We start from the raw sequence: 25822 nt of genomic DNA, 5'->3' as shown, positions 1-25822 counted from the left end.
TATGTTGCTTTCCGAAAAAGCCTACCAACAGATAGATAAGGAACTGAGCAAGTTCCCGGCAGATCAACGTCGCTCTGCCATCATGGCCTCCCTGGCCATTGCCCAGCAGGAAAAAGGCTGGGTATCGCCAGAGATTATCGAGGATGTGGCCAAATACATTGGCGTGGAAGCCATTGCTGTTCAGGAGGTTGCGACCTTCTACAACATGTTCCACACCAAACCCGTTGGCCGCGTCACCATTTCCGTTTGCACCAACTTGCCCTGTGCGCTGCGTGATGGCGTCAAGGCTGGCGAGTACCTGAAAGAGAAACTGGGTATCGAATACGGTGAAACCACGGCGGACGGCCAGTTCTCCCTGATCATGGGAGAGTGCATGGGTTCATGTGGTGATTCGCCCGTCATGTTGCTGAACAATCAGCACATGTGCGTGCGCATGGAAGCCGAGCGCATTGATGCCATGCTCGAAGAATTGAAGACACACGGAGAATCGGCATGATTGCACCGGACATTCTGCGCAAGTTCGCACAGGGATTGGAACCTAACCCTGGTGGCGACGCATCGCGCAGCATGATTTTTCATGATCGTCATATTCAGCCACAGATTCTGGCTGGTTTGAACGGCGACAACTGGGGCCTGGAAGAGTACGTCAAGCGTGGTGGCTATGAAGCCCTGCGCAAGGTCTTGACCACCGGCATGAAACCCGAAGACGTGATTGCTGAAGTGAAGACTTCGGCCTTGCGTGGTCGTGGTGGTGCAGGTTTTCCATCGGGTCTGAAGTGGAGCTTCATGCCCCGCAGCTTGCCCGGTCAAAAGTACCTGGTATGTAACTCTGACGAGGGCGAACCGGGCACTTTCAAAGACCGCGATATTCTGCGTTTCAACCCGCATATCGTGATCGAAGGCATGGCCATTGCTGCCTACGCCATGGGCATTACCGTGGGCTACAACTATATCCACGGTGAAGTGTTCGAAATCTATCAGCGCTTTGAAGAAGCGCTGGAGCAGGCCCGTGCGGCAGGCTTTCTGGGTGACAAGATCCTGGGTTCGGATTTCAGCTTCCAGCTGCATGCGTTCCACGGTTACGGCGCCTACATTTGCGGTGAAGAAACTGCGCTACTGGAGTCTCTGGAAGGCAAGAAGGGCCAGCCCCGTTTCAAACCGCCATTCCCAGCCAGTTTCGGTCTGTACGGCAAGCCGACGACCATCAACAACACCGAAACCTTCGCGGCTGTACCCTGGATTTTGCGCAACAGCGGTCAGGAATACCTGGAAGTGGGTATCCCCAACGCCGGTGGCACCAAGATCTTCTCCATTACGGGTGACGTAGAGCGTCCCGGTAACTACGAAGTGCCTCTGGGTACACCCTTTGCCACCTTGCTGGAACTGGCAGGCGGCATGCGTGACGGTCGCAAACTGAAGGCTGTTATCCCTGGTGGTTCCAGCTCGCCGGTTTTGCCCGCCGACATCATCATGGCAACCAACCTGGACTATGACTCCATTGCCAAGGCTGGTTCCATGCTGGGTTCGGGCGCTGTCATCGTGATGGACGAGACTCGTTGCATGGTCAAGTCCCTGCTGCGCCTGTCCTATTTTTACTATCACGAAAGCTGCGGCCAGTGCACGCCGTGCCGCGAAGGCACAGGCTGGTTGTGGCGCATGGTGCATCGTATCGAGAACGGTCAAGGTCGCCCAGAAGATCTGGACATGCTCGACGACATCGCACAGAACATCATGGGCCGCACCATTTGCGCCCTGGGTGATGCTGCTGCCATGCCGGTGCGCAGTTTCGTTAAGCATTTCCGCGACGAGTTCGCACACCACATCGAGCATAAAGGCTGTGTGGTGCCTCAATATTTGTAGGCCAGGACAACGTAATGGTAGAACTCACCATCGATGGCATTAAAGTTGACGCCCCGGAAGGCAGCATGGTCATTCAGGCTGCCCATGACGCCGGGGTCTACGTGCCGCACTTCTGTTATCACAAAAAACTGAGTATTGCCGCCAACTGCCGCATGTGTTTGGTGGACGTGGAAAAAGCGCCCAAGCCTTTGCCTGCTTGCGCCACTCCCGTCACCAACGGCATGGTTGTGCGTACTCGTTCGGAAAAAGCCGTGGCCGCTCAAAAGAGCGTCATGGAATTCCTGCTGATCAACCACCCTCTGGATTGCCCCGTGTGTGACCAGGGCGGTGAATGTCAGCTGCAAGATCTGGCCGTGGGTTACGGTGGCTCCGAGTCGCGCTACAAGGAAGAAAAGCGCGTTGTGGCCGCCAAATCCATGGGCCCCCTGATCTCGACCGAAGCCATGCAGCGTTGCATTCACTGCACCCGCTGTGTGCGTACTGGCGAAGAAATCGCCGGTGTCCAAGAGGTTGGTATGCTCAACCGCGGCGAACACGCCGAAATCACCACCTTTGTGGGTCGCGCAGTCGAGTCCGAATTGTCGGGCAACATGATTGACGTTTGCCCCGTGGGTGCCTTGCTCTCCAAACCTTTCCGCTTCAATGCCCGTACCTGGGAATTGGCCCGTCGTCGCAGCGTTAGCCCGCACGACAGCGTGGGTGCCAACCTGGTGCTGCAAGCCAAGATGGACAAGGTGTTGCGTGTTGTTCCCTTCGAGAACGACGAAGTCAACGAGTGCTGGATCAGCGACCGTGACCGTTTCTCCTACGAAGGCCTGTACACCGAAGATCGTCTGACTCGCCCCATGGTGCGTGGTGATGACGGCCAGTGGCGTGAAGCTTCCTGGAACGACGCCATGCAAACCATCGTTGCCGGCATGAACGCCGTGCGCGAGAAGTTTGGTGCAGATCAACTGGGCTGTATTGGTTCGGCTACCTCCACAACCGAAGAACTGGCTTTGCTGGCTCGTCTGGGTCGTGCTCTGGGTACCGAAAACGTGGACTTCCGTCTGCGCCAGACCGATGCCCGCCTGGACGGCGCCCTGGCCGGTGTGCCTTGGTTGGGTATGCCTCTGACCGCCTTGAACGAACTGGATCGCGTTCTGGTCGTGGGCTCCTTCCTGCGTAAAGATCACCCCTTGATGGCTCAGCGTCTGCGTCAGGCTGTCAAACGCGGTGCTCAAGTTTCCTTTATTGATTCGGCTGCCGATAATCCATTGTTCAATGCGATTGCCGGCCGCATGACGGTCGCTCCCAGCCAGTTGGCCAATTCCCTGGCTCAAGTGCTGGTTGCGGTTGCCAAAGCCAAGGACAGCGCCGTTCCTGCTGGTCTGGAAGGCGTACAGGTTTCTGCTGAAGCTCAGCAGATTGCTGACAGCCTGGCCTCCGGTGAACGCGTGGCCATCTTGCTGGGAAATATGGCTGTCAACTCGGATCAGGCCAGCGTGATTGCTGCCAACGCCAATGCAATTGCACAGGCTAGCGGTGCCAAGCTGGGCTTCCTGACTGCCGGTGGTAACACCGTGGGTGGTTACCTGGCCAACGCCGTACCGGGCAAGGGCGGTTTGACTGCCGAGCAAATGCTGGCTCAAACCCTGCGTGCTTACCTGGTTCTGAATGTGGAGCCTGCACTGGACAGCGATCTGGGCGAACGTGCTGTAGAAACACTGAAGTCCGCCACCTTCTCGGTCGCGCTGACTTCCTATCGTTCCGCTGCCGAGCAGTGGGCCGATGTGATGCTGCCTGTGTCTCCTTTCACTGAAACCTCCGGCACCTTTGTGAACGCCGAAGGCCGTGTACAAAGCTTCAAGGGCGCAGCTGCTCCCGTGGGCGATACACGTCCGGCCTGGAAGGTTCTGCGCGTACTGGGCAATCTGTTCCAGCTGGATGGTTTCGACGACGAAACCTCCGAATCGGTTCGTGACTCGGTCATGGCTGCCGGTGTGGAATCGCGTCTGTCCAACCAGATCAATCTGGCTGCCAGCGTTCTGCCTGCTGCTAGCGGTCTGGAGCGTGTGGCTGATGTACCTATCTACCGCAGCGATGCGCTGGTGCGTCGTTCGGCTCCTTTGCAGGAAACACCTGCTTCGGCAGCCCCTACGGCTCGCATGGCCGCCGCCACGCTGACCCAACTGGGTCTGGCCGACGGCGATCTGGTGAAGGTTCGTTCTTCGCAAGGCGAAGTCAGCTTGCCAGCTCAGCTGGATGACACCGTGGCATTGAACTCGGTGCGTGTTGCCACCGCTTTTTCTGAAACTGCCGCTTTGGGTAGCGCATTCGGTCAATTGACAGTGGAGCGTGCATAACATGGAATTTCTCTCTGCCATCAATAACTACGGTTCGGACCTGCTGGGTCCGAGCGCATGGTATGTGGTGTGGACGCTGCTGAAGATTGTCGCTATCGCGGTGCCCGTCATTCTGTGTGTTGCGTACCTGACCTACTGGGAACGCAAGATGATCGGCTTCATGCACGTTCGTTTGGGACCAACCCGTGTTGGTTACCGCGGCCTGCTGCAGCCTTTCGCTGACGTTTTCAAATTGCTGACCAAAGAGCTGATCGTTCCTGCGAAGTCCAACAAGGTCCTGTACCTGTTGGCTCCGGTTGTGACGCTGATGCCTGCTTTGGCCGCCTGGGCGGTGATTCCTTTCAGCCCCGATGTGGTTCTGTCCGACGTTAACGCCGGTCTGCTGTACATTCTGGCGATTACCTCGCTGGGTGTGTACGGTGTGATCGTGGCCGGTTGGGCGTCCAACTCCAAGTACGCCTTGCTGGGTGGTCTGCGTGCAGCCGCTCAGGTGTTGTCCTACGAACTGGCTATCGGCTTTGTCCTGATTACCGTGTTGCTGGTTTCCGGCACGCTGAATCTGTCGGGCATCGTGGTCGGTCAGACTCAGGGGTACTTTGCGGACAAGGGCTTGAACTTCCTGTCCTGGAACTGGCTGCCGCTGCTGCCACTGTTTGTGATCTACGTGATTTCCGCCGTTGCTGAAACCAACCGTCACCCGTTTGACGTGGTGGAAGGCGAATCGGAAATTGTGGCCGGTCCCATGGTGGAGTACTCCGGTACCGGTTTCGCTCTGTTCTTCTTGGGCGAATACGCCAACATGATTTTCCTGTCGGCTCTGGCGTCCATCATGTTCTTGGGTGGCTGGACTCCTATTGTCGAGTTCGCTCCATTTACCTGGATTCCGGGGTGGCTGTGGCTGGGTCTGAAGACCTTTGTCGTGGTCTCCATGTTCATCTGGTTCCGTGCAACGTTCCCACGTTACCGCTATGACCAGATCATGCGTTTGGGCTGGAAAGTATTTATCCCGCTGACCGGTGTTTGGCTGGTTATTGTGGCGATCTGGATGCAGACGCCCTGGAACATCTGGCATTAAGGCTAAGGGGCAAGATTATGGAAGCAATCAAAGATTTCTTTGGCAGCCTGATGCTGTCCGAGATGCTCAAAGGCATGCGCCTGACGGGGAAGTATTTCTTCAAGCGCAAGGTAACCCTGCGTTATCCCGTTGAAACCACGCCCGCTTCGCCACGTTTTCGCGGTCTGCACGCTTTGCGTCGCTACGAAAACGGCGAAGAGCGTTGCATCGCGTGCAAACTGTGCGAGGCCGTATGTCCCGCCATGGCTATCTCGATCGAATCGGCAGAGCGCGAGGACGGCACACGCCGCACCACGCGTTATGACATCGATCTGGCCAAGTGTATTTTCTGTGGTTTCTGTGAAGAAAGCTGCCCGGTCGATTCGATCGTGGAAACGCACATTCACGAATACCATGGTGAAAAACGCGGCGATTTGTACTACACCAAGGACATGCTGCTGGCTATCGGTGACCGCTACGAAGACGAGATCGCTCGTCGTCGTGCCGCAGATGCACCTTATCGCTAAGGCCGGAGCTCTACACTCATGTTATTTACTACTGTTCTGTTTTATGTGCTGGCGCTGGTGATGGTGGTGGCCGCGTATCGCGTGATCGCTGCCAAAAACCCGGTTACGGCCGTATTGCATTTGATTCTGGTGTTCTTCACGGCCGCCATGATGTGGATCACGATGGGCGCCGAGTTCCTGGGCCTCTTGCTGGTGGTGGTCTATGTGGGCGCCGTGATGGTGATGTTCCTGTTCGTCATCATGATGCTGGACGTACGTCAGGAATCCGCTGCCAAGAAATTCCAGGCCCATGTGCCGATGGGGCTGTTGATCGGCGCCATCATGGTTCTGGAAATGGGCTTTGTGCTGACCAAGCTGTGGTTCACAACGGCACCTGCTGCCGCAGTGGCTGCGGACTACAACAACACCCGCGTCATTGGCGAGTTGATGTACTCCCAGTACGTGTTGGCTGTGTTGCTCGGTGGCATTGTGCTGCTGGTTGGCATGATCTCGGCCATTGCACTGACTTTGCGTAAACGTGAAGGTGTCAAACGCACCGTCTCCAGCGAACAGGTCAAGGTTCGCGCCAAAGACCGTCTGCGCATGGTTTCCATTCCTTCTCAAACCGAAAAGCCGTCGGTGTCCAGTTCGGCTGACGCTGTCGTGCCAGGAGACAAATGATGATGACGCTGACGCTTGCGCACTATTTGGTCCTGGGCGCTGTGCTGTTCACGATCGGCCTGTTCGGCTTTTTCCTGAACCGTCGCAACCTGATTATTTTGCTCATGTCTGTTGAGCTGATTCTTTTGTCGGCCAACATGAACTTTGTGGCCTTCTCCACCTGGATGGGCAACGAGGCAGGTCAGGTGTTTGTCTTTTTCGTCCTGACGGTCGCTGCGGCCGAGGCGGCCATTGGTCTTGCAATTCTGGTTCTGTTGTTCCGTAACCTTAATTCGATCAATGTCCAGGATCTCGACCAGCTCAAGGGTTGATGGGATAGCACACTAATGAACTCCATAAATCTTTACTTAACGATTGCGCTTGCTCCCCTGGTGGGTTCGGCGCTAGCCGGTTTGTTTGGTACCGGCTTCCTGGGTCGATTTATCGGCAAGACAGGCGCTCACCTGATCACGATCGCGGGCGTGCTGCTGTCTTTTGTCGGCTCGGTCATGGTCATGTTGCAGGTTCTGGAAGGCCAGACCTTCAACGGTCCGGTCTACACCTGGATCACCATTGGCAGCATTCAGTGGGACATCGGTTTCCTGATCGACAAGCTGACTGCCCTGATGATGGTGGTGGTGACTTCCGTGTCGCTGATGGTGCACATCTACACCATTGGCTACATGAAAGATGACCCCGGTTATCAGCGCTTTTTCTCCTACATTTCGCTGTTTACCTTCTCGATGCTGATGCTGGTCATGTCCAACAACATGCTGCAGCTGTTCTTCGGTTGGGAAGCAGTGGGTCTGGTGTCTTACCTGCTGATCGGTTTCTGGTACGAGCGCAAGACCGCGATTTTCGCCAACATGAAGGCCTTCCTGGTCAACCGTGTGGGTGACTTCGGTTTTGCTCTGGGTATTGGCTTGCTCTACGCCTACACCGGCTCCATGAACTACAGCGACGTGTTCGCCAAGGTTCAGGAACTGAGCACCATGACATTCCCCGGTACCGACTGGCAATTGCTGACCGTTGCTGCTCTGGCCCTGTTCGTGGGTGCCATGGGTAAATCGGCTCAGGTGCCGTTGCACAGCTGGCTGCCTGACTCCATGGAAGGTCCTACCCCTATCTCGGCACTGATTCACGCCGCGACCATGGTGACGGCCGGTATCTTCATGGTGGCTCGTTTCTCGCCTGTGTTTGAACAGTCGACAACGGCGCTGTCCTTCATCATCGTGATCGGTGCAACTGGTGCCTTGTTCCTGGGCTTGCTGGGGATTATCCAGAACGACGTCAAACGCGTTGTGGCTTACTCCACCTTGTCCCAGCTGGGTTACATGACGGTAGCTCTGGGTGCTTCGGCTTACTCGGCCGCTGTGTTCCACCTGATGACACACGCTTTCTTCAAGGCCTTGCTGTTCCTGGGCGCCGGTTCGGTGATTATCGGTATGCACCACGATCAGGACATCCGCAATATGGGTGGTCTGCGCAAGTACATGCCAATTACCTGGCTGACTTTCCTGATCGGTACGCTGGCTCTGGTGGGTACGCCGTTCTTCTCGGGTTTCTACTCGAAAGAGCACATCATCGAAGCCGCAGGCGAAGCCGGTATCTGGGGTTCGACCTACGCTTACTACGCCACACTGATCGGTGTGTTCGTCACCTCGCTGTACTCCTTCCGTCTGTACTTCCTGGTATTCCACGGCAAAGAGCGCTTCCGTGACGTCAAGCACGACGAGTCGCATGGTCACGACGACCATCACGCTCATGGTGGTGATCCTCACGAGTCGCCCTGGGTGGTTACGCTGCCGCTGGTTCTGCTGGCCATTCCGTCGATCTTCGCCGGTATCTGGTTTGTTGATCCGCTGCTGTTCGGTGGCTACTTTGAAGGCATTGTGACGGTTCTGCCTGAACATCCAGCAATGGCAACTCTGGCCAAACACTGGACTGACTGGATGGCTTACGCCGTACACGGCTTTGGCACGCTGCCATTCTGGCTGGTTGTGGCTGGTGCTGTGGTGGCCTGGTACATGTACCTGGTTAATCCCGCCTTGCCTGCCGCTATCAAAAAGAACTGCTCTTTTATCTACCGTATCCTGGAGAACAAGTACTACGTTGACTGGTTCAACGAGCAAGTACTGTCTCGTGGCGTTCGCTGCCTGGGTACGGGCCTCTGGAAAGGTGCTGACCGCGGTCTGATTGACGGCCTGGTGGTCAACGGTAGTGCGCGCGTAGTGGGCTGGGTGGCTGCAATCAGCCGTCATATCCAGTCCGGCTATGTCTATCACTACGCCTTTGCCATGATCCTCGGGATCCTGGCGCTCTTATCCTTTTTTGTACTGACGGTTCGGTAAATGGCTAGCGATATGGCGTCTTCTACTCTTCCTTGGTTAACGCTGGCGATTTTCGTACCTATCGTCGCTGGCCTGTTGGTGCTGGCTCTGGGACGTGATGATCGTCCCACCTTCACCCGCTGGCTGGCTTTGCTGGGTTCGATTGCCGGTCTTGTTGTCACTATTCCTCTGTACACGGGCTTCAATCCCGGTACAGCCGACATGCAGTTTGTCGAGCTGGCCCCCTGGATTGATGCCTTCAAGGTGAATTACCACCTTGGCGTGGACGGTATTTCCATGTGGTTTGTTCTGCTGACCGCGTTCATCACGGTGATCGTGGTGCTGGCGGGCTGGCAGGTTATCAAGAACCGCGTGGCTCAATACATGGGTGCCTTCCTGATCCTGTCGGGTCTGATGGTTGGCGTGTTTGCCGCACTGGATGGCTTGCTGTTCTACGTGTTCTTTGAAGCCACGCTGATCCCGATGTATCTGATCATCGGTATCTGGGGTGGTCCAAACCGCGTGTATGCATCGGTCAAGTTCTTCCTCTACACCCTGATGGGCTCCCTGCTGACGCTGGTTGCTTTCATCTACCTGTGGAACGTGTCCGGCGGTACCTTCGATATCCTGACCTGGCACAAAGTCCCTCTGGACTACACCACGCAGGTGCTGATCTTTGTGGCGCTGTTCATGGCGTTTGCAGTGAAAGTGCCTATGTGGCCTGTCCACACCTGGTTGCCTGATGCCCACGTGGAAGCACCTACCGGTGGTTCCGTGGTTCTGGCTGCCATCATGTTGAAACTGGGTGCTTACGGTTTCCTGCGCTTTTCCCTGCCCATCGCTCCTGATGCCTCGCAAGGTCTGGCTGGAATCATCATTGCCCTGTCCCTGGTCGCGGTGATCTACATTGGTCTGGTCGCCATCGTTCAGGACGATATGAAAAAGCTGGTGGCTTACTCCTCTGTGGCTCACATGGGTTTTGTCACACTGGGCTTTTTCGTGTTCAACACCACGGGTATGGAAGGCGCGATCATGCAAATGATCTCGCACGGTTTCGTGTCCGGCGCCATGTTCCTGTGTATCGGTGTTCTGTACGACCGTCTGCACAGCCGCCAGATCGCTGATTACGGTGGTGTGGTCAAGGTCATGCCTCGTTTCGTCACCTTCTTTGTGCTGTTCTCGATGGCCAACAGTGGTTTGCCAGGCACCAGTGGCTTTATCGGTGAGTTCACCGTCATCATGGGCGCGGTTGAGTACAACTTCTGGATTGGTCTGTTGACAGCAACAGCGCTGATTACAGGTGCGTCTTACTCGCTGTGGATGCTCAAGCGCGTGGCCTTTGGCCCCGTGGGTAACGACAATGTTGCTGGCATGAGCGACCTGAGTGGCCGTGAGTTCTTCGTTCTTGGCGTAATGGCGATTGCGGTGCTGGGCATGGGTGTGTATCCCAAGCCATTCACCGAGGTCATGCACGTTTCGGTTGAAGCGTTGCTGCAACACGTCTCCATCTCGAAACTGTAGGCCGAATCACTATGGATACTAACTTTAACTTTTCTCTGGCTCTGCCCGAGATCCTGCTCCTGGTTCTGGCTTCGTGTGTGCTGATTTTTGATGCTTTCAGCAAACACAAACAGCGCCACTCGACGTTTGTTTTCAGCCTGCTGACGCTTGCCGTGGTTGCGGCCAGCGTGGCCTGGCAGTGGTCCAAGGGCGTTAGCGGTGTTTCGTTTGGTGGTCTGTTCGTCGTGGACGAAATGGCTCACTTCCTGAAGCTGCTCTCGTGCGCGGCTGTGGCTGCCACCCTGATCTACGGTCGTGAATACGCGGAACAGCGTGACATGATGGAACGTGGTGGCGAGCTGTACACCCTGACTCTGATGGCTCTGCTGGGCCAGATGATCATGATTTCGGCCAACAGCATGTTGACCGCTTATCTGGGTGTGGAGCTGATGTCCTTTGCGCTGTACGCACTGGTTGCGCTGCGTCGTGAACATCGTCAGTCCATTGAAGCGGCTTTGAAGTACTTCGTACTGGGTGCTTTGGCATCGGGTATCTTGCTGTACGGTATGTCCATGATTTTTGGCGCTACTGGCCATCTGGAATTCCCGCGCATCGCCGAAGTCATCTCCAACGGCCAAGCCGAGCGTCTGGCTCTGGTCTTCGGTGTGGTGTTTGTGGTTGCTGGTCTGGCTTTCAAGTTGACGGCTGCTCCTTTCCACATGTGGACACCGGACGTCTACCAAGGCGCTCCAACCACCGTCACCCTGATCATCGGTGCTGCGCCCAAACTGGCTGCTTTTGCCGTGACCATGCGCTTCCTGGTTGAAGCTCTGCACGGTATTGCCGTGGACTGGCAGCCCATGCTGCTGATCATGGCTGTGCTGTCGCTGGCTCTGGGTAACCTGACTGCGATCATGCAAAAGAATCTCAAGCGTATGCTTGCGTATTCGACCATCTCGCACATGGGTTTCATTTTCCTGGGCTTGCTGGCTGGCGTGTTCAATGGCGAGACTCACTCTCAAGCCTACGGTGCTTCGCTGTTCTACGTGGTGATCTACGTTCTGACCACACTGAGCACCTTCGGTCTGATTCTGATCCTGAGCCGTCGCGGTTTTGAATGTGAAAACATCAGCGACCTGAAAGGTCTGAACCGTCGTAATCCCGGTCTGGCTCTGGTCTGGCTGCTGTCCATGTTCTCCCTGGCTGGTATTCCTCCGCTGTCCGGCTTTGCCGCCAAGCTGAGTGTTCTGCAAGCTGTGGTGGGCGCGGGCTATGTCTGGCTGGCCGTGTTTGCCGTGATCATGTCCTTGATCGGTGCTTTCTACTACCTGCGTGTCGTGAAGGTTGTTTACTTCGACGAACCCGAAGGTGAAGAGCATCCTGTGGCAACGGGCTTGTTGACCAAGCTGGTCATGCTGGTGAACGGTGTTCTGATTATTGGCCTGGGCTTGTTGCCTGGTGGCTTGATGGATACCTGCATCCGCGTGATTCAGTCTTCCTTGCAGTTTTAAGTAGGTAGCACTATGGACCAAAGCCTTTCCATCTGGGTCTTGATTGTTCTGTCCGTGATTACGGCAAACCTGCCGTTTCTCGTGGAAAAGCCCTTGCTGGTTTTGCCTTGGTCCTTGCCGGGCGAGCGCTCAGGTCTCTCGCCCTGGCTGCAGCTGATTGTCGGCCTGGTGTACCTGGCCGTGCTGGCTGCTCTGGGCCTGGGAATCTACACGGTGATTGCCTCCAGCTCCGGCCTGAGCTCCTTGCCTGTCATGTTGGGCAAGCTGCTTCTGGGTCTGGCTTTGGTGGGAGCCATGTTTTACTTCCCGGCCTGGCGCTCTCGGAATCAGAAAGTCTCCAAAGGCTTCTTCTCTCGCCTTCTGGAAGTCTGTGCGTTTTACGGGATTGTGGGTGCCTTCGGTTTTGCTTTTGAAGCCAGCATCGGTAACCCGTTCAAGCAGACCTGGGTGTTCTACACCATTACCTTTGCTCTGTTTTTGGTGATGGCGTATCCCGGCTTTGTGTATCGCTATTTGATGCGCCACCCCAAGGGCAAGTTTGAATAGTGCTGACTGCATGAAAAAAACCTCGCAATTTTGCGAGGTTTTTTTTGTCCTGATTTTCTGTGTTGAGTCATCAGCGGGGGGCTTGATGCTGATGAAGGGCCGCAGACCATGTGTGCAGCCCGCAGAATCGATCAAGGCTTGTCCAGAGGTGCGTGGGTGGCTCCAGCTACGCCCAGGCGCTTGCAGACGCCCTGAGCCTCTTGAGCGAGGACCAGTGTCAGTTGCTCGGCAGGCAGGGCGCGACCCAAGGCAGCGCTTTGTCCGCTCCACAGGGAACTGAACTCGGTACGGCCTTGTTTTTCGGCTTCGATACGCAGCGGGCTGAGTGCCGAACCTGCATGGGGAAATACTGGAGCACTGGTACTTAAAGGACCGATTTCATCCATCAGGCGAGTGCGGATACTGCGAGCAGGGCGACCGGAGAACAGATTGGTCAGCGCTGTACCATCCGAGCGACTATTGGACAGGGCTTCGCGGTGCAGCGGAGTGATCTTGGATTCAGGACAGAACAGGTAGGCAGTGCCAATTTGCGCCGCGCTGGCACCCAGGGCCAGGGCTGCGGCAATACCGCGACCATCGGCAATACCACCGGCCGCAATCACGGGAATGCTGACGGCATCGGCAATCTGGGGAACCAGGGACATGGTGCCTACTTGTGTATGCACTTTATTGTCCAGGAACACGCCACGGTGACCACCAGCTTCCAGACCCTGGGCGATGATGATGTCGGCACCGTGCTCTTGCAGCCAGACCGCTTCTGCCGTCGTGGTCGCGCTGGACATGATCAGAGCACCGGCTTTTTTCACGCGCTGCACCAGTTCGGGGGAGGGCAGGCCAAAGTGGAAGCTGACCACTTCAGGTTTCAGTTCCTCGACCAGTTCAGCATGTTGGCTGGAGAAGGGCGCACGTGCCGCTTTGGGCAATTCCTGATTCGGGTCCAGGCCGTATTCCTGGTAGTAGGGCATCAAACGTAGACGCCACTCTTGCAGGGCTTCTGGCTCCAGGCGCAGATCCTCATGACAAAAGAAGTTCAGGTTGATAGGAGCCGATACGGCTTGTCTGAACAAGCCGACTTGCTCGCGAATTTGTTCCAGGCTGAGCATGGCGCAGGCCAGCGAGCCCAGGCCGCCTGCGCGAGCAACGGCAATGGCCAGCTCGCTGTCTTGGGCGCCAGCCATAGGGGATTGGATAATGGGATGTTCGATGTGGAGCAGATCCAGCAAGGTATTGTTGGGCCAGATGTACATGGAGGGCGTCCTCGGTCATTTCGCGATAGCTTTTATCGTAGCAGGATGAGTTCAGGCTGAAAACTGACATTGTCGTGTACGGGCGGGGCCGTGCAGCGCCTGCAGCAGGCTACAATAATTGTCTTTTGGCACAGTGGCTGTGCCGTATTTTCTTGCTTTGTGGACGATCTGATGTCTCATCTCATTCTTCAAGGGCCGCGCCTGGATAGCGCCATCATCGAAAAAATTGCGGCAGTGGTGCAGGCCGATGGAGTGCAGGAGCTGGGTCCTACCGCCGTGCGTCTGCTGGGTGCTGATGCTACGAAGCGCGCTGAGGTGCAGGCCCTGTGCAAGACCGGCGCGATGGATTTTGCCTTTCTGGAGCAGATTGATCGCCTGAAAGAAATGCGCGTGCTGGCAATGGATATGGATTCCACGCTGATCAATATCGAGTGTATTGACGAGATTGCCGATATGGCTGGCCGCAAGGAGCAGGTTGCCACGATTACCGAAGCAGCCATGCGCGGCGAGATCAAGGATTTCACCGAAAGCCTGAATCGTCGTGTCGCTTTTTTGGAAGGTGTGCCCGTCAGTGATCTGACTCGTGTCTATGAAGAACGCTTGCAGCCCAATCTGGGCGCAGACCGCCTGATTGCGACGGCTCATGCTCATGGGGTGAAAACCTTGCTGGTGTCGGGTGGCTTTACCTTCTTTACCGAGCGCATGAAAGACCGGTTCAGCTTGAGCTACGCCCACTCCAATACCTTGGAAGTAGTGGACGGCAAGCTGACCGGCAAAGTGCTGGGTGCGATTGTGGATGGTCAGGCTAAAGCGCGTTTCCTGCAGGAGCTGGCGGCTGAGCTGGGTGCAGGTCCAGAGCAGTGTATTGCGATTGGAGATGGGGCCAATGACTTGCCCATGATGTCCAAGGCCAAGTACTCGGTGGCTTATCGTGCCAAACCAGTGGTGCAGGAGCAGGCCAGCTTTGCCTTGAATCACTCTCCGTTGGATGCCGTGTTGAACTGGTTCCGTTTGGACGTTTGATGTCGGAGGATCGTCAGCGTAGTCTGGCGAAAAAATGAAGGTGGGCGCCGCAAACTCAAGGCTTACCAAGAGTTGGTCTGTATATAGGCCTTCCAGCTCACCAGCGTAAACGCACAAGGCAGGAGTGTTCGGCTGTCAAAAATAAAAGAGCGCTGTCCTTGGGCAGCGCTCTTTTTTATATCCCAGCCTTGTTGTGAAGGCTTACTTCTCTTTGCGCAAGCTGTTCAAGACATTGCGCACAGCCTGAATGCGGTTCTTGATTTCCTCGCCTTTGGTAATTTCAACCTTGAGCTTGTCCGGTCCAGCCAGGCGTACCTGCTTATTTTTCTGCACCAGTTCAATAATGCTGACCGCGTCCACATTGGGTTTGGAAGAAAACTGAATCGTCGCCTGGGCTTCGCTGGCATCAATTTTCACAATCCCCAGTGGCTCGGCCTTGATGCGCAGGCGATGTACGGCCAGCAGGTTCTCGCCAGCCTCTGGCAGCAGGCCGTAGCGGTCGATCAGTTCCTCATGAATATGGATCAGATCGTCTTCGGTACGGGCATGTGACAGGGCCTTGTAGTGTCCCAGACGGGCATTCACATCCGGGCAGTAGTTGGCCGGCAGCAGGGCGGAGGTGTGCAGATTCACTTCGCATTGCAAGGCAAAGGGTGAATCCAGGTCAGGTTCTTCACCGGCTTTCAGGGCTTTGACAGCGGTATTGAGCATATCCGCATACATGGAATAGCCCACTTCCTGAATGTCGCCGGACTGCGATTCGCCCAGCACTTCCCCGGCGCCCCGAATTTCCAGATCGTGCATGGCCAGGAAAAAGCCTGCACCCAGCTCTTCCATGGCCTGAATGGCCTCCAGCCGCTTCTTCGCATTGCTGGTGATGGCATCCTCGCCAGGGGTCAGCAGATAGGCATAGGCCTGGTGGTGAGAGCGTCCTACTCGTCCACGCAATTGGTGGAGCTGAGCCAGACCCAGGCGATCCGCACGGTGAATGACGATGGTATTGGCCGTAGGCACGTCAATGCCGGTTTCAATAATCGTGGTACACAGCAGCACGTTGTAGCGCTTCTGGTAGAAGCCCTTCATGACGGCTTCCAGTTCGCGCTCCGGCATTTGGCCGTGGGCCACTGCAATACTGGCTTCCGGCACCAGCTCTTCCAGACGGGCACGCCGGTTGTGAATGGTTTCGACTTCGTTGTGCAGGAAGTAGACTTGGCCACCACGTTTCAATTCGCGCAGCAGCGCTTCACGTATGGTGCTGCCATCTTCACGACGTACAAAGGTTTTGATCGCCAGACGTTTCTGCGGTGCCGTGGCAATCACGGAAAAGTCTCGTATGCCTTCCAGGGACATGCCCAAGGTACGTGGAATAGGGGTGGCGGTCAGGGTCAGGATATCGACCTCGGCACGCAGCTGCTTCAAGGCTTCTTTCTGGCGCACACCAAAGCGGTGTTCCTCGTCGATGATGACCAGGCCCAGTTGCTTGAAACGCACGTCCGAGGACAGGATCTTGTGCGTACCAATCACGATATCCACGCTGCCTTCGCGCAGGCCTGCAATCGCGGCCTGAGTTTCCTTGGTCGAGCGGAAGCGGGACAGCTCGGCAACACGGATAGGCCAATCGGCAAAACGGTCCGAGAAGGTCTGCGCATGTTGCTCGGCCAGCAGGGTGGTCGGGCACAACAAGGCCACCTGCTTGCCGTTGGCCACGGCCAGGAAGGCGGCACGCAGGGCGACTTCGGTTTTACCAAAGCCCACATCCCCGCAGACCAGACGGTCCATAGGCTGGCCGGATGTCATGTCGTTTACGACGGCTTCAATGGCAGCGGCTTGATCCGGTGTTTCCTCAAAGCCAAAACCTTCGGAGAAGGCCTGGTAATCATTGAGCGGCAGCTTGAACTTGAAGCCTTCACGGGCGGCGCGTTGGGCGTACAGGGCCAGCAACTCAGCAGCACTGTCGCGTGCTTGTTTGGCTGCACGACGGCGGGCTTTATCCCATTGGCCAGAACCCAGTTGGTGCAAAGGTGCATGCTCGGGGTCGGCACCGCTGTAGCGGGCAATCACGTGCAACTGGGCTACGGGCACATACAAGGTGCTGCCCTTGGCGTATTCCAGGTGCAGGAACTCGACCGGGCCTTCGCCCAGGTCCATTTCTTTCAGACCGCAGTAGCGACCAATCCCGTGTTCGGCGTGAACCACCGGGTCGCCCTCGCGCAGTTCGGACAGGTCCCGCACCATGGCTTCCACATCGCTGCTGCGTTCGTTGCGGCGACGGCTGCTTTGGGTGCGTGTCTGGGTGGGGTAGAGGTCGTTCTCTGTCAGCAGGCTCAGGCTGTCATGAACCAAGGCAAAGCCACGCGACAAAGGCGCGACGACCAGAGCAAAAGCGGCGTCTGATTCCAGAAAATCGGCCAGATTCTGGCAGTCTGTTACCGGTGATAGATCGTGCTCGCGCAGCATTTGCAGCAGCGTTTCCCGACGACCTGCCGAATCGGCACACAGCACGGTCCGGTTTTTCGGGTCCAGCACCTCTTGCCGCAGTTGAGCCAGCGGATCCTTATCGCGTCGGTTCACCGCCACAACAGGTAAAGGCTCGAAATCCGGATGGGCGATGGGCTGGTTATCGGCCTGGGCGTTCAGGCTCAGACGGCTAAAAGGCTTGATGCCATTGAAAAACTGCTCGTCTGACAGAAACAGGCTTTCTGGCGGCAGAATCGGGCGTTCACGGTCGTTCTTCAGGAAGGAAAAACGGCTATGGGTATCGCTCTGGAAGCGGCCAATCGCGTTTTGTGCATCCCCGTGAGTAATGACCAGACTGCCTTCCGGCACATAATCCATCAAGGTTGCCGTCTCTTCAAAGAACAGCGGCAGATAGTATTCAATACCGGCAAAGGCAATGCCATTGCCTACATCTTTATAGGGCAGGGCGCGGGAAGGATCGCCCTCAAAGAACTCGCGGAAACGTGCCCGGAATTGCGTGCGCGCCTCTTCGTCCATGGGGAATTCACGGCCGGGCAGCAGCTGGATTTCCTTGACGGGATACAGGCTGCGCTGGGTGTCGATATCAAAGCTGCGTATGCTTTCGATCTCGTTGTCGAACAGGTCCAGACGGTAGGGCAGCACTGAACCCATAGGGAACAAGTCAATCAGACCACCGCGAATGCTGAATTCGCCCGGAGCGCTGACCTGTGTCATATGGGTGTAGTTCGCCAGCATCAACTGGGCGCGCAACTGCGCTTCGTCCAGCTCGTCTCCCTGGCGGAAGGAAAAAGTGTAGGCAGCCAGAAAAGAGGGCGGTGCCAGACGATACAAGGCCGTGGTGACAGGTACTGTCAGCACATCGACCTCGTGCATGGTCAGGGCATGCAAGGTGCGCAGGCGCTCGGAGATCAGATCCTGGTGGGGAGAGAAGCTGTCATAGGGCAGCGTTTCCCAGTCCGGTAGCTGACGCACGCGCAGGGCGGGGCCAAACAAGAGGATTTCCTCGGCCAGCCTTTGAGCGGTCAAGGGATCGGCGCAGAGCACCAGAATAGGCGCTTTATGCTGGCGGGCCAGGTCGGCAATCAGGCAGGCATCGCCCGAGCCAGGAGGCATGGGCTGCGAGTAGCGTTGACCGGGGCGTAAGGCGGCCAGCACATCTTGGGTGCTGGGCAGGGACAGGGAGTGCTGTTTTTCGGTTTCCATCAGGATTGTCATTATAAAATCACCCACCTATGAAGACTACCTTGATTGCAATTGTTCCAGCCGCCGGTATCGGCTCGCGCGCCCTGGATTCTGCCACGAAGGCGCAAGGCTCGCCCAAGCAATACCGTTTGCTGAGCGGGCAGCCCATGTTGCGCCGCTCGGTACAGGCTTTGCTGGCCGATGAACGCATCAGCCAGGTGCGGGTGGCGGTAGCCCCCGGTGATACGTGGGCCGCCGCCGCACTGGAAGGTTTGCCGCACACGGTCTGCCTGCCTTGTGGTGGGGAAACGCGGGCTGAAACGGTGCTCAATACCTTGCAGAGCCTGGATAAGGACGAACAAGCCTGGGTTCTGGTTCACGATGCTGCTCGCCCCGGTTTGCCCAAGCAAGCGCTGGCGCGGCTGATTGATGCCTGCTTGCAGGCGCAACGCGGTGGCTTGCTGGCTTTGCCTGTGCCTGATACCGTCAAGCGCACAACGCCTGCCGAGCCCGTAGCGGTGCAGGAAACGGTGGACAGAGAAGGGCTGTGGTTGGCGCAGACTCCCCAGCTGTTTCCTGCCCATGCCTTGCGTGAGGCCTTGCAAGTGGCTAAAGAACAGGGTTTTGCGGTGACGGATGAGGCCAGCGCCATGGAATTGGCGGGCAGCCAACCCTTATTAATATTGGGTTCGGCGCGGAATTTTAAAGTCACCTGGCCTGAAGATTTTGAATTGATGGAGAAATGGTTATGAGCATGCCGATTCGCGTAGGGCAAGGTTTTGATGTGCATGTGCTGTGCGAAGGCCGGCCTTTGATTCTGGGCGGCGTCACTATTCCGCATACGCATGGCCTGATGGGGCATTCGGATGCCGATGCCTTGCTGCATGCCATTACCGATGCGATTTTGGGTGCGGCCGGTCTGGGGGATATTGGTCGTCACTTCCCGGATACGGACCCGAAATACAAGGGTGCCGATAGCCGAGTGCTGCTGCGCCATGCTTACGAACAGGTACGCGCTGCGGGCTGGTTGGTAGGGAATGTAGATGCCACGATTCATGCGCAAAAACCCAAGATTGCACCCCATGCTCCGGCGATGGTGGCCAATATCGAGGCTGATCTGCAATTGGAACCTGGCAGTGTGAACATCAAGGGCAAAACAAACGAGGCAATTGGCTTTGTGGGGCGTCAGGAAGGGATTGCGGTGACCTCAGTTGCCTTGTTGTACCGCGCTTGAGCGGGTTCGGGGCTGAGTCCGGCCTTGGACAGGGGCTGCCCCCTGCCTAAGGCTGATAATACTCAGGAGGCTTTGGTGTCTTTATCGCCTTGGGTGCCAGGCGCATTACGACTGGCACGGATACGGGGCAATTGAATGCGGGCGGTCAAACCCTCGGACGGCGCACTGACCAGCTCGAAGTGGCCGCCGACTTGTCCCAGCAAACGTTCCACAATAGCCAGTCCCAAGCCTGCGCCACTGACGCCAGTACGTGCAGAGACACCGCGCGAGAAGGGGCGCAGCAGGCGCTGGATATCGCCTTTCTCAATCCCGGCTCCCTGATCCTTGACCGCAATCACAAGAATATTGCCGTGTTGATGTGCGGATAGCTCGATGCGTGCCCGATCATCCTCAGGACTGCGTCCATAGCGACGGGCATTTTCGATCAGGTTGGAGACGATGCGCTTCAAGTCGTGAGCGCTGATGCGGGCATACAGATTGGGCTCGACGGAGGCCGTCAAAATCCCGCCCAGCGATTCGGTATGCGTGCGTTCGCGCTCGTATACATCATTGAGCACGGCGGAAACATCAATGCCATGTTCAGGGACAGCCGCAGCAGGACGGGCGTATTCCATCAACTGACCAATACTGTGGTCAATCTGGGCCAGGTCCTCGTCAATCGCCGCGCGAGTTTCGTCCGATACCTGGCTTAATTCAATTTCCAGACGCATGCGCGCCAGTGGCGTGCGCAGGTCGTGGGAAATACCGGCCAGCATGATTTCCCTATCCGCCTCTGTCTGGCGAATGTCGCGTGCCATGCGGTTAAAGGCGATATTCATGTCGCGGATTTCAACCGGGCCTTTTTCGGGCAGGGTGCTAGGGGTCTCGCCGCGAGCCAGCTGCTGCGCCACTTTGGCCAACTGAGCCAAAGGCCGATTCACAAAACGCACACTGACAGCAGCACCGATCAGGGCCAGCAGCAAGGCGGTAGCGCCCCAGCCCAGCCATTCCACACCGGCAGTCAGACTTAATTGTTCGCGATCAAAGACCAGCCAATACTGATCTTCATTGATATCAAAGGAAACCCAGATGCCCGGCACGCTGTTGACCGACCACATGATCAGGGTCTGGCTGCCCAGTGCGCCACGCACTTCGGTAGAGACGTGCTGCCAGTAGTTGGAGCGCGGCAGGGGTTCAAGCTCGTCCGTGTTCTCGCGTGGTTGCACGCGCAGACTTTCCTTGGTGGCCAGATCCAGCAACAGGGCAGGGCGTACCGCCGGGGGCGCGTACACCAGAGCCGAGCGGGTGATGCTGACAATGGACGCCACGCGCTGCGCCATTTGGGCTGCGCGTGGGCCTTCTTCCATACTGAAGAATACTTGCAGCCAGGCACCCAGGCTGACGAGCATTAACGCTGCGAGCAATAAAAAAGACCGGCTGAATAAACCCAGCCGGATACTCGAGTTTTTTGTTGCTCGGCGTTGGGCGGCCGCGGCGGGCCGCCCGTCTTGCTGACCGGAAGACAAGGTCAGTTACCGCCGTCTGGAACAAAAACGTAGCCCAGACCCCAGACTGTTTGAATGAACACGGGCTTGGAGGCATTGGGTTCGATCAGCTTGCGCAAACGCGAAATCTGTACGTCCAGGCTGCGGTCAAACGCTTCGTATTCGCGGCCACGCGCCAGTTCCATCAGTTTGTCGCGCGACAAGGGGATCTTGGGATGACGGGCAAACACCTTCAGCACGGAGAACTCGCCCGTTGTGATGGGGACGACTTCGTTATTGCGTGTCAGTGTTCGTGTGGACAGGTTCAGCACATAGGGGCCGAACTCGATCGATTCATTTTCCTGACTAGGTGCGCCGGGGTGTTCCTCGGTACCACGGCGTCGCAAGATAGCGTTGACACGGGCGAGCAGTTCGCGGGGGTTGAAAGGTTTGATGAGGTAGTCATCGGCACCCATCTCCAGGCCCACGATACGGTCGATTTCTTCGGCCTTGGCAGTGAGCATGATGATGGGGGTGTTGTCGTGTCCGCCGCGCAGCCGACGACAGATGGACAGGCCATCCTCGCCTGGCAGCATCAGATCCAGTACCAGCAGATCGAAATGCTCGCGTTGCCAGAGTTTGGCCATTTCTTTACCGTCTTCGGCGACGAAAACGTTGAACCCTTGTTCAGACAGGTAGCGGCGCAATAAATCGCGCAGCCGGGGATCGTCGTCAACGACAAGGATTTTGCGGGTGAGGGGGGGGGTCGGCGTATTCATAGCGAAAATGTAACAGGCATCAGAAAGCGCGTATAGGGGGGTGTAGAAAAATATTACACATTAAGTGTTTTGTACTATTTATGCGCCTTGCAGCGGATTTGGACGGGCTTTACAGAAGATCATATGGTGGCAAATAGTCTGGCTGATCGGTTTGAGTCAGGTCAAAAAAACAGTGGCCAGAGGGGAAATGCACTCGAAATTCCGTTGTGGACAGCTTTGTCCTTGTCCAATCCCGGGGAGCTGCCTATTTTGAGTCTGCTTAAACTAAAATAGCGCGATGGATGCACATATTCTTGCCCTGGAGACTTCCTCCAATCTCTGTGAACTGACCTTGTTGTCTCGCACCCAAGCGGGTATTTCGCTTGTGGAGCTGAGCCACGAGGGGAGCGGCGATCATGCCGAACGTCTTTTGCCCATGGCCGAGCAACTGCTGGAGCAGGCCGGTCTGGATAGACACGCCCTGACCGCGATTGCGTTCGGCCAAGGCCCAGGTGGTTTTACCGGACTGCGCGTGGCCTGTGGCGTGGCGCAAGGCATGGCTTTTGCCCTGGACTTGCCGGTGCTGCCGGTCTCGTCCCTGTTGGCGGCTGCCGCTTGCGGCACGCCCGTAGAAGGCACCGCCTATGTGGTGGCGCAGGATGCGCGTATGCAAGAGGTTTATGCTGCTGTGTACAGCTGGACAGCCGAGAAGTCCTGGTCCGTGTTGCAAAGCCCGGTCTTGCTGGATGCTGCACAGGTTACTACCTGGATTGCCCGTTTGCAGGCTGAAGGTTTGATTGCAGAGCAGCAGCCTATTCAGGTCGTCGGTGACGCCTTGGAGCAGTTTCCTGATCTGGCCCCTGCCGTGTTGGCGCAGGGCTGGGAAGTGGGCCAGACATGGCGTGCAACGGGCGCCAGCGTTGCGCATTTGGCTTTGCATGATCTGGACGAAGGGCGTGGTATCTCCCCGGATCTGGCCATGCCGCTGTATGTGCGCGAGAAAGTCGCCTACACCATTCAGGAGCGTGAACAGGGCCTGGGTGGAAACCCGGCGGCGCTGGATCAACCTCTGCAAATTGAAGCCATGCAGGCCGGGCACGTGTCCGCCGTGCTGGATATCGAACGTCGTGTGGAAAGCCACCCCTGGACAGCGGGCAACTTCACGGATGCCTTGGGCAATAGTGCGTATTGCTCGCGAATCATTCACAAGCAAGGTCAGGTGCAAGGCTATGCCATTTGGCTGCAAGCGCCCGATATGATCGAACTCTTGCTGATTGGGGTGGCCCCCGAACAGCAGCGGCGCGGTCTGGCCCGGCAATTGCTGGATGATGGCCTGGAGTGGGCTCGTCAGCATCAGCTGGAGCGCGTGGTTCTGGAAGTTCGGGCCTCGAATGCGCCAGCTATAGGCCTGTATCAGAAGTACGGTTTCAAGGCCGATGGCCTGCGTAAAAACTACTACCCGCTTGGCGATGGACTGCGTGAAGACGCGGTCTTGATGAGTCTGAACCTGGCCAGCAAGGCAGGGGCATGATCGACTTTCAGCCTATCTCCCCTCTGCAGCGCACCTGGCTTTTGGAGCTGGGGTTGGAGCGTGCCTTTCTGGCGCGTCTGCCGCAGGCGCAGCCTGTTGTGCAATCTGCACCCGTTTCCGCTCCTGCACAAGATGCGGAAGCAGTCCCGCAGATGGCTCAGTTTGCAGAGCGGCATCTGGATGATGCGGGCAGTCCTCCCCCCGTTGCAGCGCCCGCTGCGGCTACTGATGCCATGTCGGCCCGGGATCAGGCGCTGGCGGTCTTGCGCAAATCCGGTGCCAGACCCGTGGCGGCGGCTCCTGTAGAGGAAGTGGTGCAGCGGCCTGCGGTGCTGATTCAGCCCGAAAAAGCTCAGGATATGGCCAGCCTGCTGGAGCAGGTACAGGCTTGTCAGGAATGCGGTCTGCATACGGGCCGCGCTCAAGTGGTATTTGGTTCGGAGCTTTTGTCTGAACCGGACTGGATGATTATTGGTGAAGCGCCGGGCACCAGCGATGATCGCAGCGCCCAGCCTTTTGATGGTAAAGCCGGCTTGCTCTTGCAAGCCATGCTCAATAGCGCGATTCCTGGTGCCTCGGTTTATAAAACGCATCTGGTGAAATGCCGCCCCTTGGGTAATCGCCCACCTACCCAGGAAGAGCTGGCTGCGTGTCGGGCCTTTCTGGATGCGCAGATTCGCCTGGTGCAGCCACGTCGCTTGCTGGCCGTCGGCCATTTGGCGGCGGTGGCACTAAGTGGTCGTGATGAGGATCTGGAGGCTTTGCGGGGGCAGGCTCTGACCTATACCGATGCCCAGGGCCGCAGCCTGCCTTTGGTGGTGACTTATCATCCCGCCTCGCTGTTGCTGCGTCCGCAGCACAAAGCCAATGCCTGGCGAGACTTGTCCTTGTTGCGCGAGTTGCAGAGCCAGTCCTGAGCCTTGATGCCGTGATGGTTTCCTGGCCGACGGCTTGTCTCAAGATAAAAAAAAAGCCCCCGAAGGGGCTTTTTTTATTTGGCCGTCAAGGCCTGTCCATGACCTTCCTGGCCAATGCAGGCTTCCAGCTCGGGATGCGCGCGCAGATTGGCGTTTTTCCAGATGATGAATACCGTCATCAAGGACGCCACCATCAGGCCAAAGAACACAATGATGTAGTTGATGGGCAAACGCAGCCATAGCAGCAGGCTGTACAGCGCCAGCATGAACAGGATGTTCAGTTGTTCATTGAAGTTCTGGACGGCAATGGAGTGACCAGCCGACAGCATGACATGGCCACGATGTTGCAGCAGGGCATTCATGGGGACGACGAAAAAGCCGGACAAGCCACCAATACCCATCAGCAGGGTGTAGACCGCCCATTTTTCGTGTACCAATGGCATGAGCAGGACCACAAAGCCCATTGCCACGCCGACAGGCAGAACGGCCAGAGATTTCTTCAAGGGAACGCGGGCGGCAAAGACGGCACCAAAGACCGTGCCCAATGCGGCCACACCCATCAGCACCGAGGCCTGGTCCAGACGGTAGCCCAGATGCTGAGCACCCCATTCGATCACAATGAATTGCAGCGTCGCACCGGCACCCCAGAACAGGGTGGTCACGGCCAGCGAGATCTGGCCCAGCTTGTCACGCCACAGAATGTGTACGTAGGTACGGAATTCCTTGAGCAGCAAGACGGGGTTCTTTTGCTGGGGCGGGTAGTCGATATTGGTGCGGGGGATCAGCAGATTGCACAGCGCTGCCGACAGATAGATAAAGGAAATCAGCAAGATAGCGACTTCGGCACGCGTCTGGGCCAAGGGTGCAATCAGGGGGTGGTCGGCCAACGAGCTGGCGATCGACGGGTTGATCAGGATACCGCCCAGCACCGTGCCACCGATGATGGACAGGACGGTCAGCCCTTCAATCCAGCTATTGCCCTTGACCAGCTGTTCGGGCTTGAGCATTTCGGTGACGATGCCGTATTTGGCGGGGGAGTAGGCGGCAGCGCCGATACCAACCAGGGTGTAGGAGACAAAGACCAGAACCAGTTGCTGGGAGTCGTTCATGCCAAAGTACTGGTGGCAGAACATCAACATACAGCCCATCAGCTTGATGGCATTGGTGGCGAACATCACCCGGCCCTTGGGATACGAGTCGGCAAAGGCGCCTACAAAGGCGGCCAATAGCACGTAGGACAGCGCAAACCACCATTTCATCATGGGGACCATCCAGATAGGTCCGTGCAGGTCAGCGATCAGGGCGATGGCGGCAATCAGCAAGGCATTGTCGGCAACTGACGACAATGCCTGCGCGGCCATGACCAGATAAAATCCTTTATTCAAAATACATCCCGAATGCGTGTGCCCACAGGCGCAGTCGCAGGACTGCGGAGCACGAATCAAAGCCAGGTGTCAGGCCCGTGGCGCTTTTTCAAGGCGGCTCATCACGGTTTTTCTGACCAAGCCTGAGCCGGTGCGAAATTTACGAAGAGAGATGGGGAGCAAGAATAACAGGGACTGCGGGGGCAGTGGTATCAGAAATTCATTGCGGCTGTCTGTCTGCTTGGATTTTCTGGCCGGGCGGGCGCTGGCAAAGCGCTATTGTAAATGCCCCGTCTGACACTATTGTCCTGCT

Annotated in this window: 21 protein-coding genes; 16 read left to right on the top strand and 5 right to left on the bottom strand. The window is 57.0% G+C overall.

Features of this window, described 5'->3' with window-relative positions:
* Position 1 precedes the first annotated feature (1 nt).
* The 11 genes from nuoE to DUD43_RS13425 are packed head-to-tail and all read left to right on the top strand — an operon-like array spanning position 2 to position 12312.
* Positions 2-496 carry an NADH-quinone oxidoreductase subunit NuoE gene (nuoE, locus tag DUD43_RS13475; protein ID WP_060186468.1) on the top strand — a complete coding sequence of 165 codons (495 nt, stop codon included), beginning with the start codon at positions 2-4 and terminating at the stop codon, positions 494-496.
* Positions 493-1860: an NADH-quinone oxidoreductase subunit NuoF gene (nuoF, locus tag DUD43_RS13470; protein ID WP_060186469.1), complete on the top strand. Its 1368-nt coding sequence runs from the start codon at positions 493-495 to the stop codon at positions 1858-1860. The genes nuoE and nuoF overlap by 4 nt, the downstream gene beginning before the upstream one ends.
* A gap of 14 nt (positions 1861-1874) precedes the next feature.
* The gene (gene nuoG, locus DUD43_RS13465; RefSeq protein WP_153230682.1) at positions 1875-4205 is read left to right on the top strand and encodes an NADH-quinone oxidoreductase subunit NuoG; all 2331 of its coding nucleotides are present in this window, start codon (positions 1875-1877) and stop codon (positions 4203-4205) included.
* A gap of 1 nt (position 4206) precedes the next feature.
* A complete protein-coding gene (gene nuoH / locus DUD43_RS13460; protein ID WP_153230681.1) occupies positions 4207-5280 on the top strand; it encodes an NADH-quinone oxidoreductase subunit NuoH in 1074 nt (357 codons plus the stop codon).
* 17 nt (positions 5281-5297) lie between these two features.
* A complete protein-coding gene (gene nuoI / locus DUD43_RS13455) occupies positions 5298-5786 on the top strand; it encodes an NADH-quinone oxidoreductase subunit NuoI (protein WP_003801051.1) in 489 nt (162 codons plus the stop codon).
* Positions 5787-5804: 18 nt separating this feature from the next.
* Positions 5805-6446, top strand: coding sequence for an NADH-quinone oxidoreductase subunit J (locus tag DUD43_RS13450; protein WP_153230680.1), 642 nt, complete (start codon positions 5805-5807; stop codon positions 6444-6446).
* A 2-nt stretch (positions 6447-6448) separates the two neighbouring features.
* Positions 6449-6757, top strand: coding sequence for an NADH-quinone oxidoreductase subunit NuoK (nuoK, locus tag DUD43_RS13445; RefSeq protein WP_026483136.1), 309 nt, complete (start codon positions 6449-6451; stop codon positions 6755-6757).
* Positions 6758-6772: 15 nt separating this feature from the next.
* On the top strand, positions 6773-8776 hold the full coding sequence (gene nuoL, locus DUD43_RS13440; protein WP_153230679.1) for an NADH-quinone oxidoreductase subunit L: 2004 nt from the start codon (positions 6773-6775) through the stop codon (positions 8774-8776).
* Between the two features lie 12 nt (positions 8777-8788).
* Positions 8789-10276: an NADH-quinone oxidoreductase subunit M gene (locus DUD43_RS13435; protein ID WP_194273395.1), complete on the top strand. Its 1488-nt coding sequence runs from the start codon at positions 8789-8791 to the stop codon at positions 10274-10276.
* An 11-nt stretch (positions 10277-10287) separates the two neighbouring features.
* Entirely contained in the window at positions 10288-11766 is a 1479-nt protein-coding gene (gene nuoN, locus DUD43_RS13430; protein WP_153230677.1) for an NADH-quinone oxidoreductase subunit NuoN, read from the top strand.
* A gap of 12 nt (positions 11767-11778) precedes the next feature.
* Positions 11779-12312: a DUF2818 family protein gene (locus DUD43_RS13425; RefSeq protein WP_153230676.1), complete on the top strand. Its 534-nt coding sequence runs from the start codon at positions 11779-11781 to the stop codon at positions 12310-12312.
* A gap of 131 nt (positions 12313-12443) precedes the next feature.
* Here DUD43_RS13425 and DUD43_RS13420 read toward each other — a convergent pair whose 3' ends face one another.
* The gene (locus DUD43_RS13420; RefSeq protein WP_153230675.1) at positions 12444-13559 is read right to left on the bottom strand and encodes an NAD(P)H-dependent flavin oxidoreductase; all 1116 of its coding nucleotides are present in this window, start codon (positions 13557-13559) and stop codon (positions 12444-12446) included.
* A gap of 171 nt (positions 13560-13730) precedes the next feature.
* Here DUD43_RS13420 and serB point away from each other — a divergent pair, with 171 nt between their 5' ends.
* Positions 13731-14582 (top strand): phosphoserine phosphatase SerB, encoded by an 852-nt coding sequence (serB, locus tag DUD43_RS13415; RefSeq protein ID WP_153230674.1) that lies wholly within the window; start codon positions 13731-13733, stop codon positions 14580-14582.
* Between the two features lie 201 nt (positions 14583-14783).
* Here the strand turns inward: serB and mfd are convergent, their stop codons facing one another.
* Positions 14784-18263, bottom strand: coding sequence for a transcription-repair coupling factor (gene mfd, locus DUD43_RS13410; protein ID WP_153231638.1), 3480 nt, complete (start codon positions 18261-18263; stop codon positions 14784-14786).
* Positions 18264-18292: 29 nt separating this feature from the next.
* Between mfd and ispD the strand changes: the two genes are divergently transcribed.
* Positions 18293-18994 (top strand): 2-C-methyl-D-erythritol 4-phosphate cytidylyltransferase, encoded by a 702-nt coding sequence (gene ispD, locus DUD43_RS13405; RefSeq protein WP_153230673.1) that lies wholly within the window; start codon positions 18293-18295, stop codon positions 18992-18994.
* Positions 18991-19476 (top strand): 2-C-methyl-D-erythritol 2,4-cyclodiphosphate synthase, encoded by a 486-nt coding sequence (gene ispF, locus DUD43_RS13400; RefSeq protein WP_021446886.1) that lies wholly within the window; start codon positions 18991-18993, stop codon positions 19474-19476. The genes ispD and ispF overlap by 4 nt, the downstream gene beginning before the upstream one ends.
* A 62-nt stretch (positions 19477-19538) precedes the next feature.
* On the opposite strand, the gene DUD43_RS13395 is transcribed toward ispF, so the two are convergent.
* Entirely contained in the window at positions 19539-20864 is a 1326-nt protein-coding gene (locus tag DUD43_RS13395; protein ID WP_088450541.1) for a sensor histidine kinase, read from the bottom strand.
* 119 nt (positions 20865-20983) lie between these two features.
* Positions 20984-21718, bottom strand: a complete 735-nt coding sequence (ompR, locus tag DUD43_RS13390; protein WP_003801024.1) for a two-component system response regulator OmpR — start codon at positions 21716-21718, stop codon at positions 20984-20986.
* Between the two features lie 277 nt (positions 21719-21995).
* On the opposite strand from ompR, the gene tsaB reads away from it, so the two are divergent.
* Both tsaB and DUD43_RS13380 read left to right on the top strand, forming a co-directional pair.
* Complete coding sequence (gene tsaB / locus DUD43_RS13385) at positions 21996-23228, top strand: tRNA (adenosine(37)-N6)-threonylcarbamoyltransferase complex dimerization subunit type 1 TsaB (protein ID WP_153230672.1); 1233 nt, start codon at positions 21996-21998, stop codon at positions 23226-23228.
* Positions 23225-24145, top strand: a complete 921-nt coding sequence (locus DUD43_RS13380) for a uracil-DNA glycosylase (protein ID WP_153230671.1) — start codon at positions 23225-23227, stop codon at positions 24143-24145. The genes tsaB and DUD43_RS13380 overlap by 4 nt, the downstream gene beginning before the upstream one ends.
* Before the next feature lie 74 nt (positions 24146-24219).
* On the opposite strand, the gene lplT is transcribed toward DUD43_RS13380, so the two are convergent.
* Complete coding sequence (gene lplT, locus DUD43_RS13375; protein ID WP_153230670.1) at positions 24220-25530, bottom strand: lysophospholipid transporter LplT; 1311 nt, start codon at positions 25528-25530, stop codon at positions 24220-24222.
* Positions 25531-25822: the final 292 nt, after the last annotated feature.

It is taken from the genome of Alcaligenes faecalis (assembly GCF_009497775.1).
Classification (GTDB): domain Bacteria; phylum Pseudomonadota; class Gammaproteobacteria; order Burkholderiales; family Burkholderiaceae_B; genus Alcaligenes; species Alcaligenes faecalis_D.
This window is presented reverse-complemented; position numbering and strand designations above follow the sequence as displayed.

Coding starts and splice junctions, on each gene's coding strand:
- mfd (WP_153231638.1), bottom strand. CDS start 18,263: ATGGAAACCGAAAAACAGCACTCCCTGTCCCTGCCCAGCACCCAAGAT.
- tsaB (WP_153230672.1), top strand. CDS start 21,996: ATGGATGCACATATTCTTGCCCTGGAGACTTCCTCCAATCTCTGTGAA.
- nuoH (WP_153230681.1), top strand. CDS start 4,207: ATGGAATTTCTCTCTGCCATCAATAACTACGGTTCGGACCTGCTGGGT.
- ispF (WP_021446886.1), top strand. CDS start 18,991: ATGAGCATGCCGATTCGCGTAGGGCAAGGTTTTGATGTGCATGTGCTG.
- nuoK (WP_026483136.1), top strand. CDS start 6,449: ATGACGCTGACGCTTGCGCACTATTTGGTCCTGGGCGCTGTGCTGTTC.
- nuoE (WP_060186468.1), top strand. CDS start 2: ATGTTGCTTTCCGAAAAAGCCTACCAACAGATAGATAAGGAACTGAGC.
- DUD43_RS13425 (WP_153230676.1), top strand. CDS start 11,779: ATGGACCAAAGCCTTTCCATCTGGGTCTTGATTGTTCTGTCCGTGATT.
- nuoL (WP_153230679.1), top strand. CDS start 6,773: ATGAACTCCATAAATCTTTACTTAACGATTGCGCTTGCTCCCCTGGTG.
- serB (WP_153230674.1), top strand. CDS start 13,731: ATGTCTCATCTCATTCTTCAAGGGCCGCGCCTGGATAGCGCCATCATC.
- DUD43_RS13420 (WP_153230675.1), bottom strand. CDS start 13,559: ATGTACATCTGGCCCAACAATACCTTGCTGGATCTGCTCCACATCGAA.
- ispD (WP_153230673.1), top strand. CDS start 18,293: ATGAAGACTACCTTGATTGCAATTGTTCCAGCCGCCGGTATCGGCTCG.
- DUD43_RS13435 (WP_194273395.1), top strand. CDS start 8,789: ATGGCGTCTTCTACTCTTCCTTGGTTAACGCTGGCGATTTTCGTACCT.
- ompR (WP_003801024.1), bottom strand. CDS start 21,718: ATGAATACGCCGACCCCCCCCCTCACCCGCAAAATCCTTGTCGTTGAC.
- nuoG (WP_153230682.1), top strand. CDS start 1,875: ATGGTAGAACTCACCATCGATGGCATTAAAGTTGACGCCCCGGAAGGC.
- nuoI (WP_003801051.1), top strand. CDS start 5,298: ATGGAAGCAATCAAAGATTTCTTTGGCAGCCTGATGCTGTCCGAGATG.
- nuoF (WP_060186469.1), top strand. CDS start 493: ATGATTGCACCGGACATTCTGCGCAAGTTCGCACAGGGATTGGAACCT.
- DUD43_RS13395 (WP_088450541.1), bottom strand. CDS start 20,864: ATGCTCGTCAGCCTGGGTGCCTGGCTGCAAGTATTCTTCAGTATGGAA.
- DUD43_RS13450 (WP_153230680.1), top strand. CDS start 5,805: ATGTTATTTACTACTGTTCTGTTTTATGTGCTGGCGCTGGTGATGGTG.
- DUD43_RS13380 (WP_153230671.1), top strand. CDS start 23,225: ATGATCGACTTTCAGCCTATCTCCCCTCTGCAGCGCACCTGGCTTTTG.
- nuoN (WP_153230677.1), top strand. CDS start 10,288: ATGGATACTAACTTTAACTTTTCTCTGGCTCTGCCCGAGATCCTGCTC.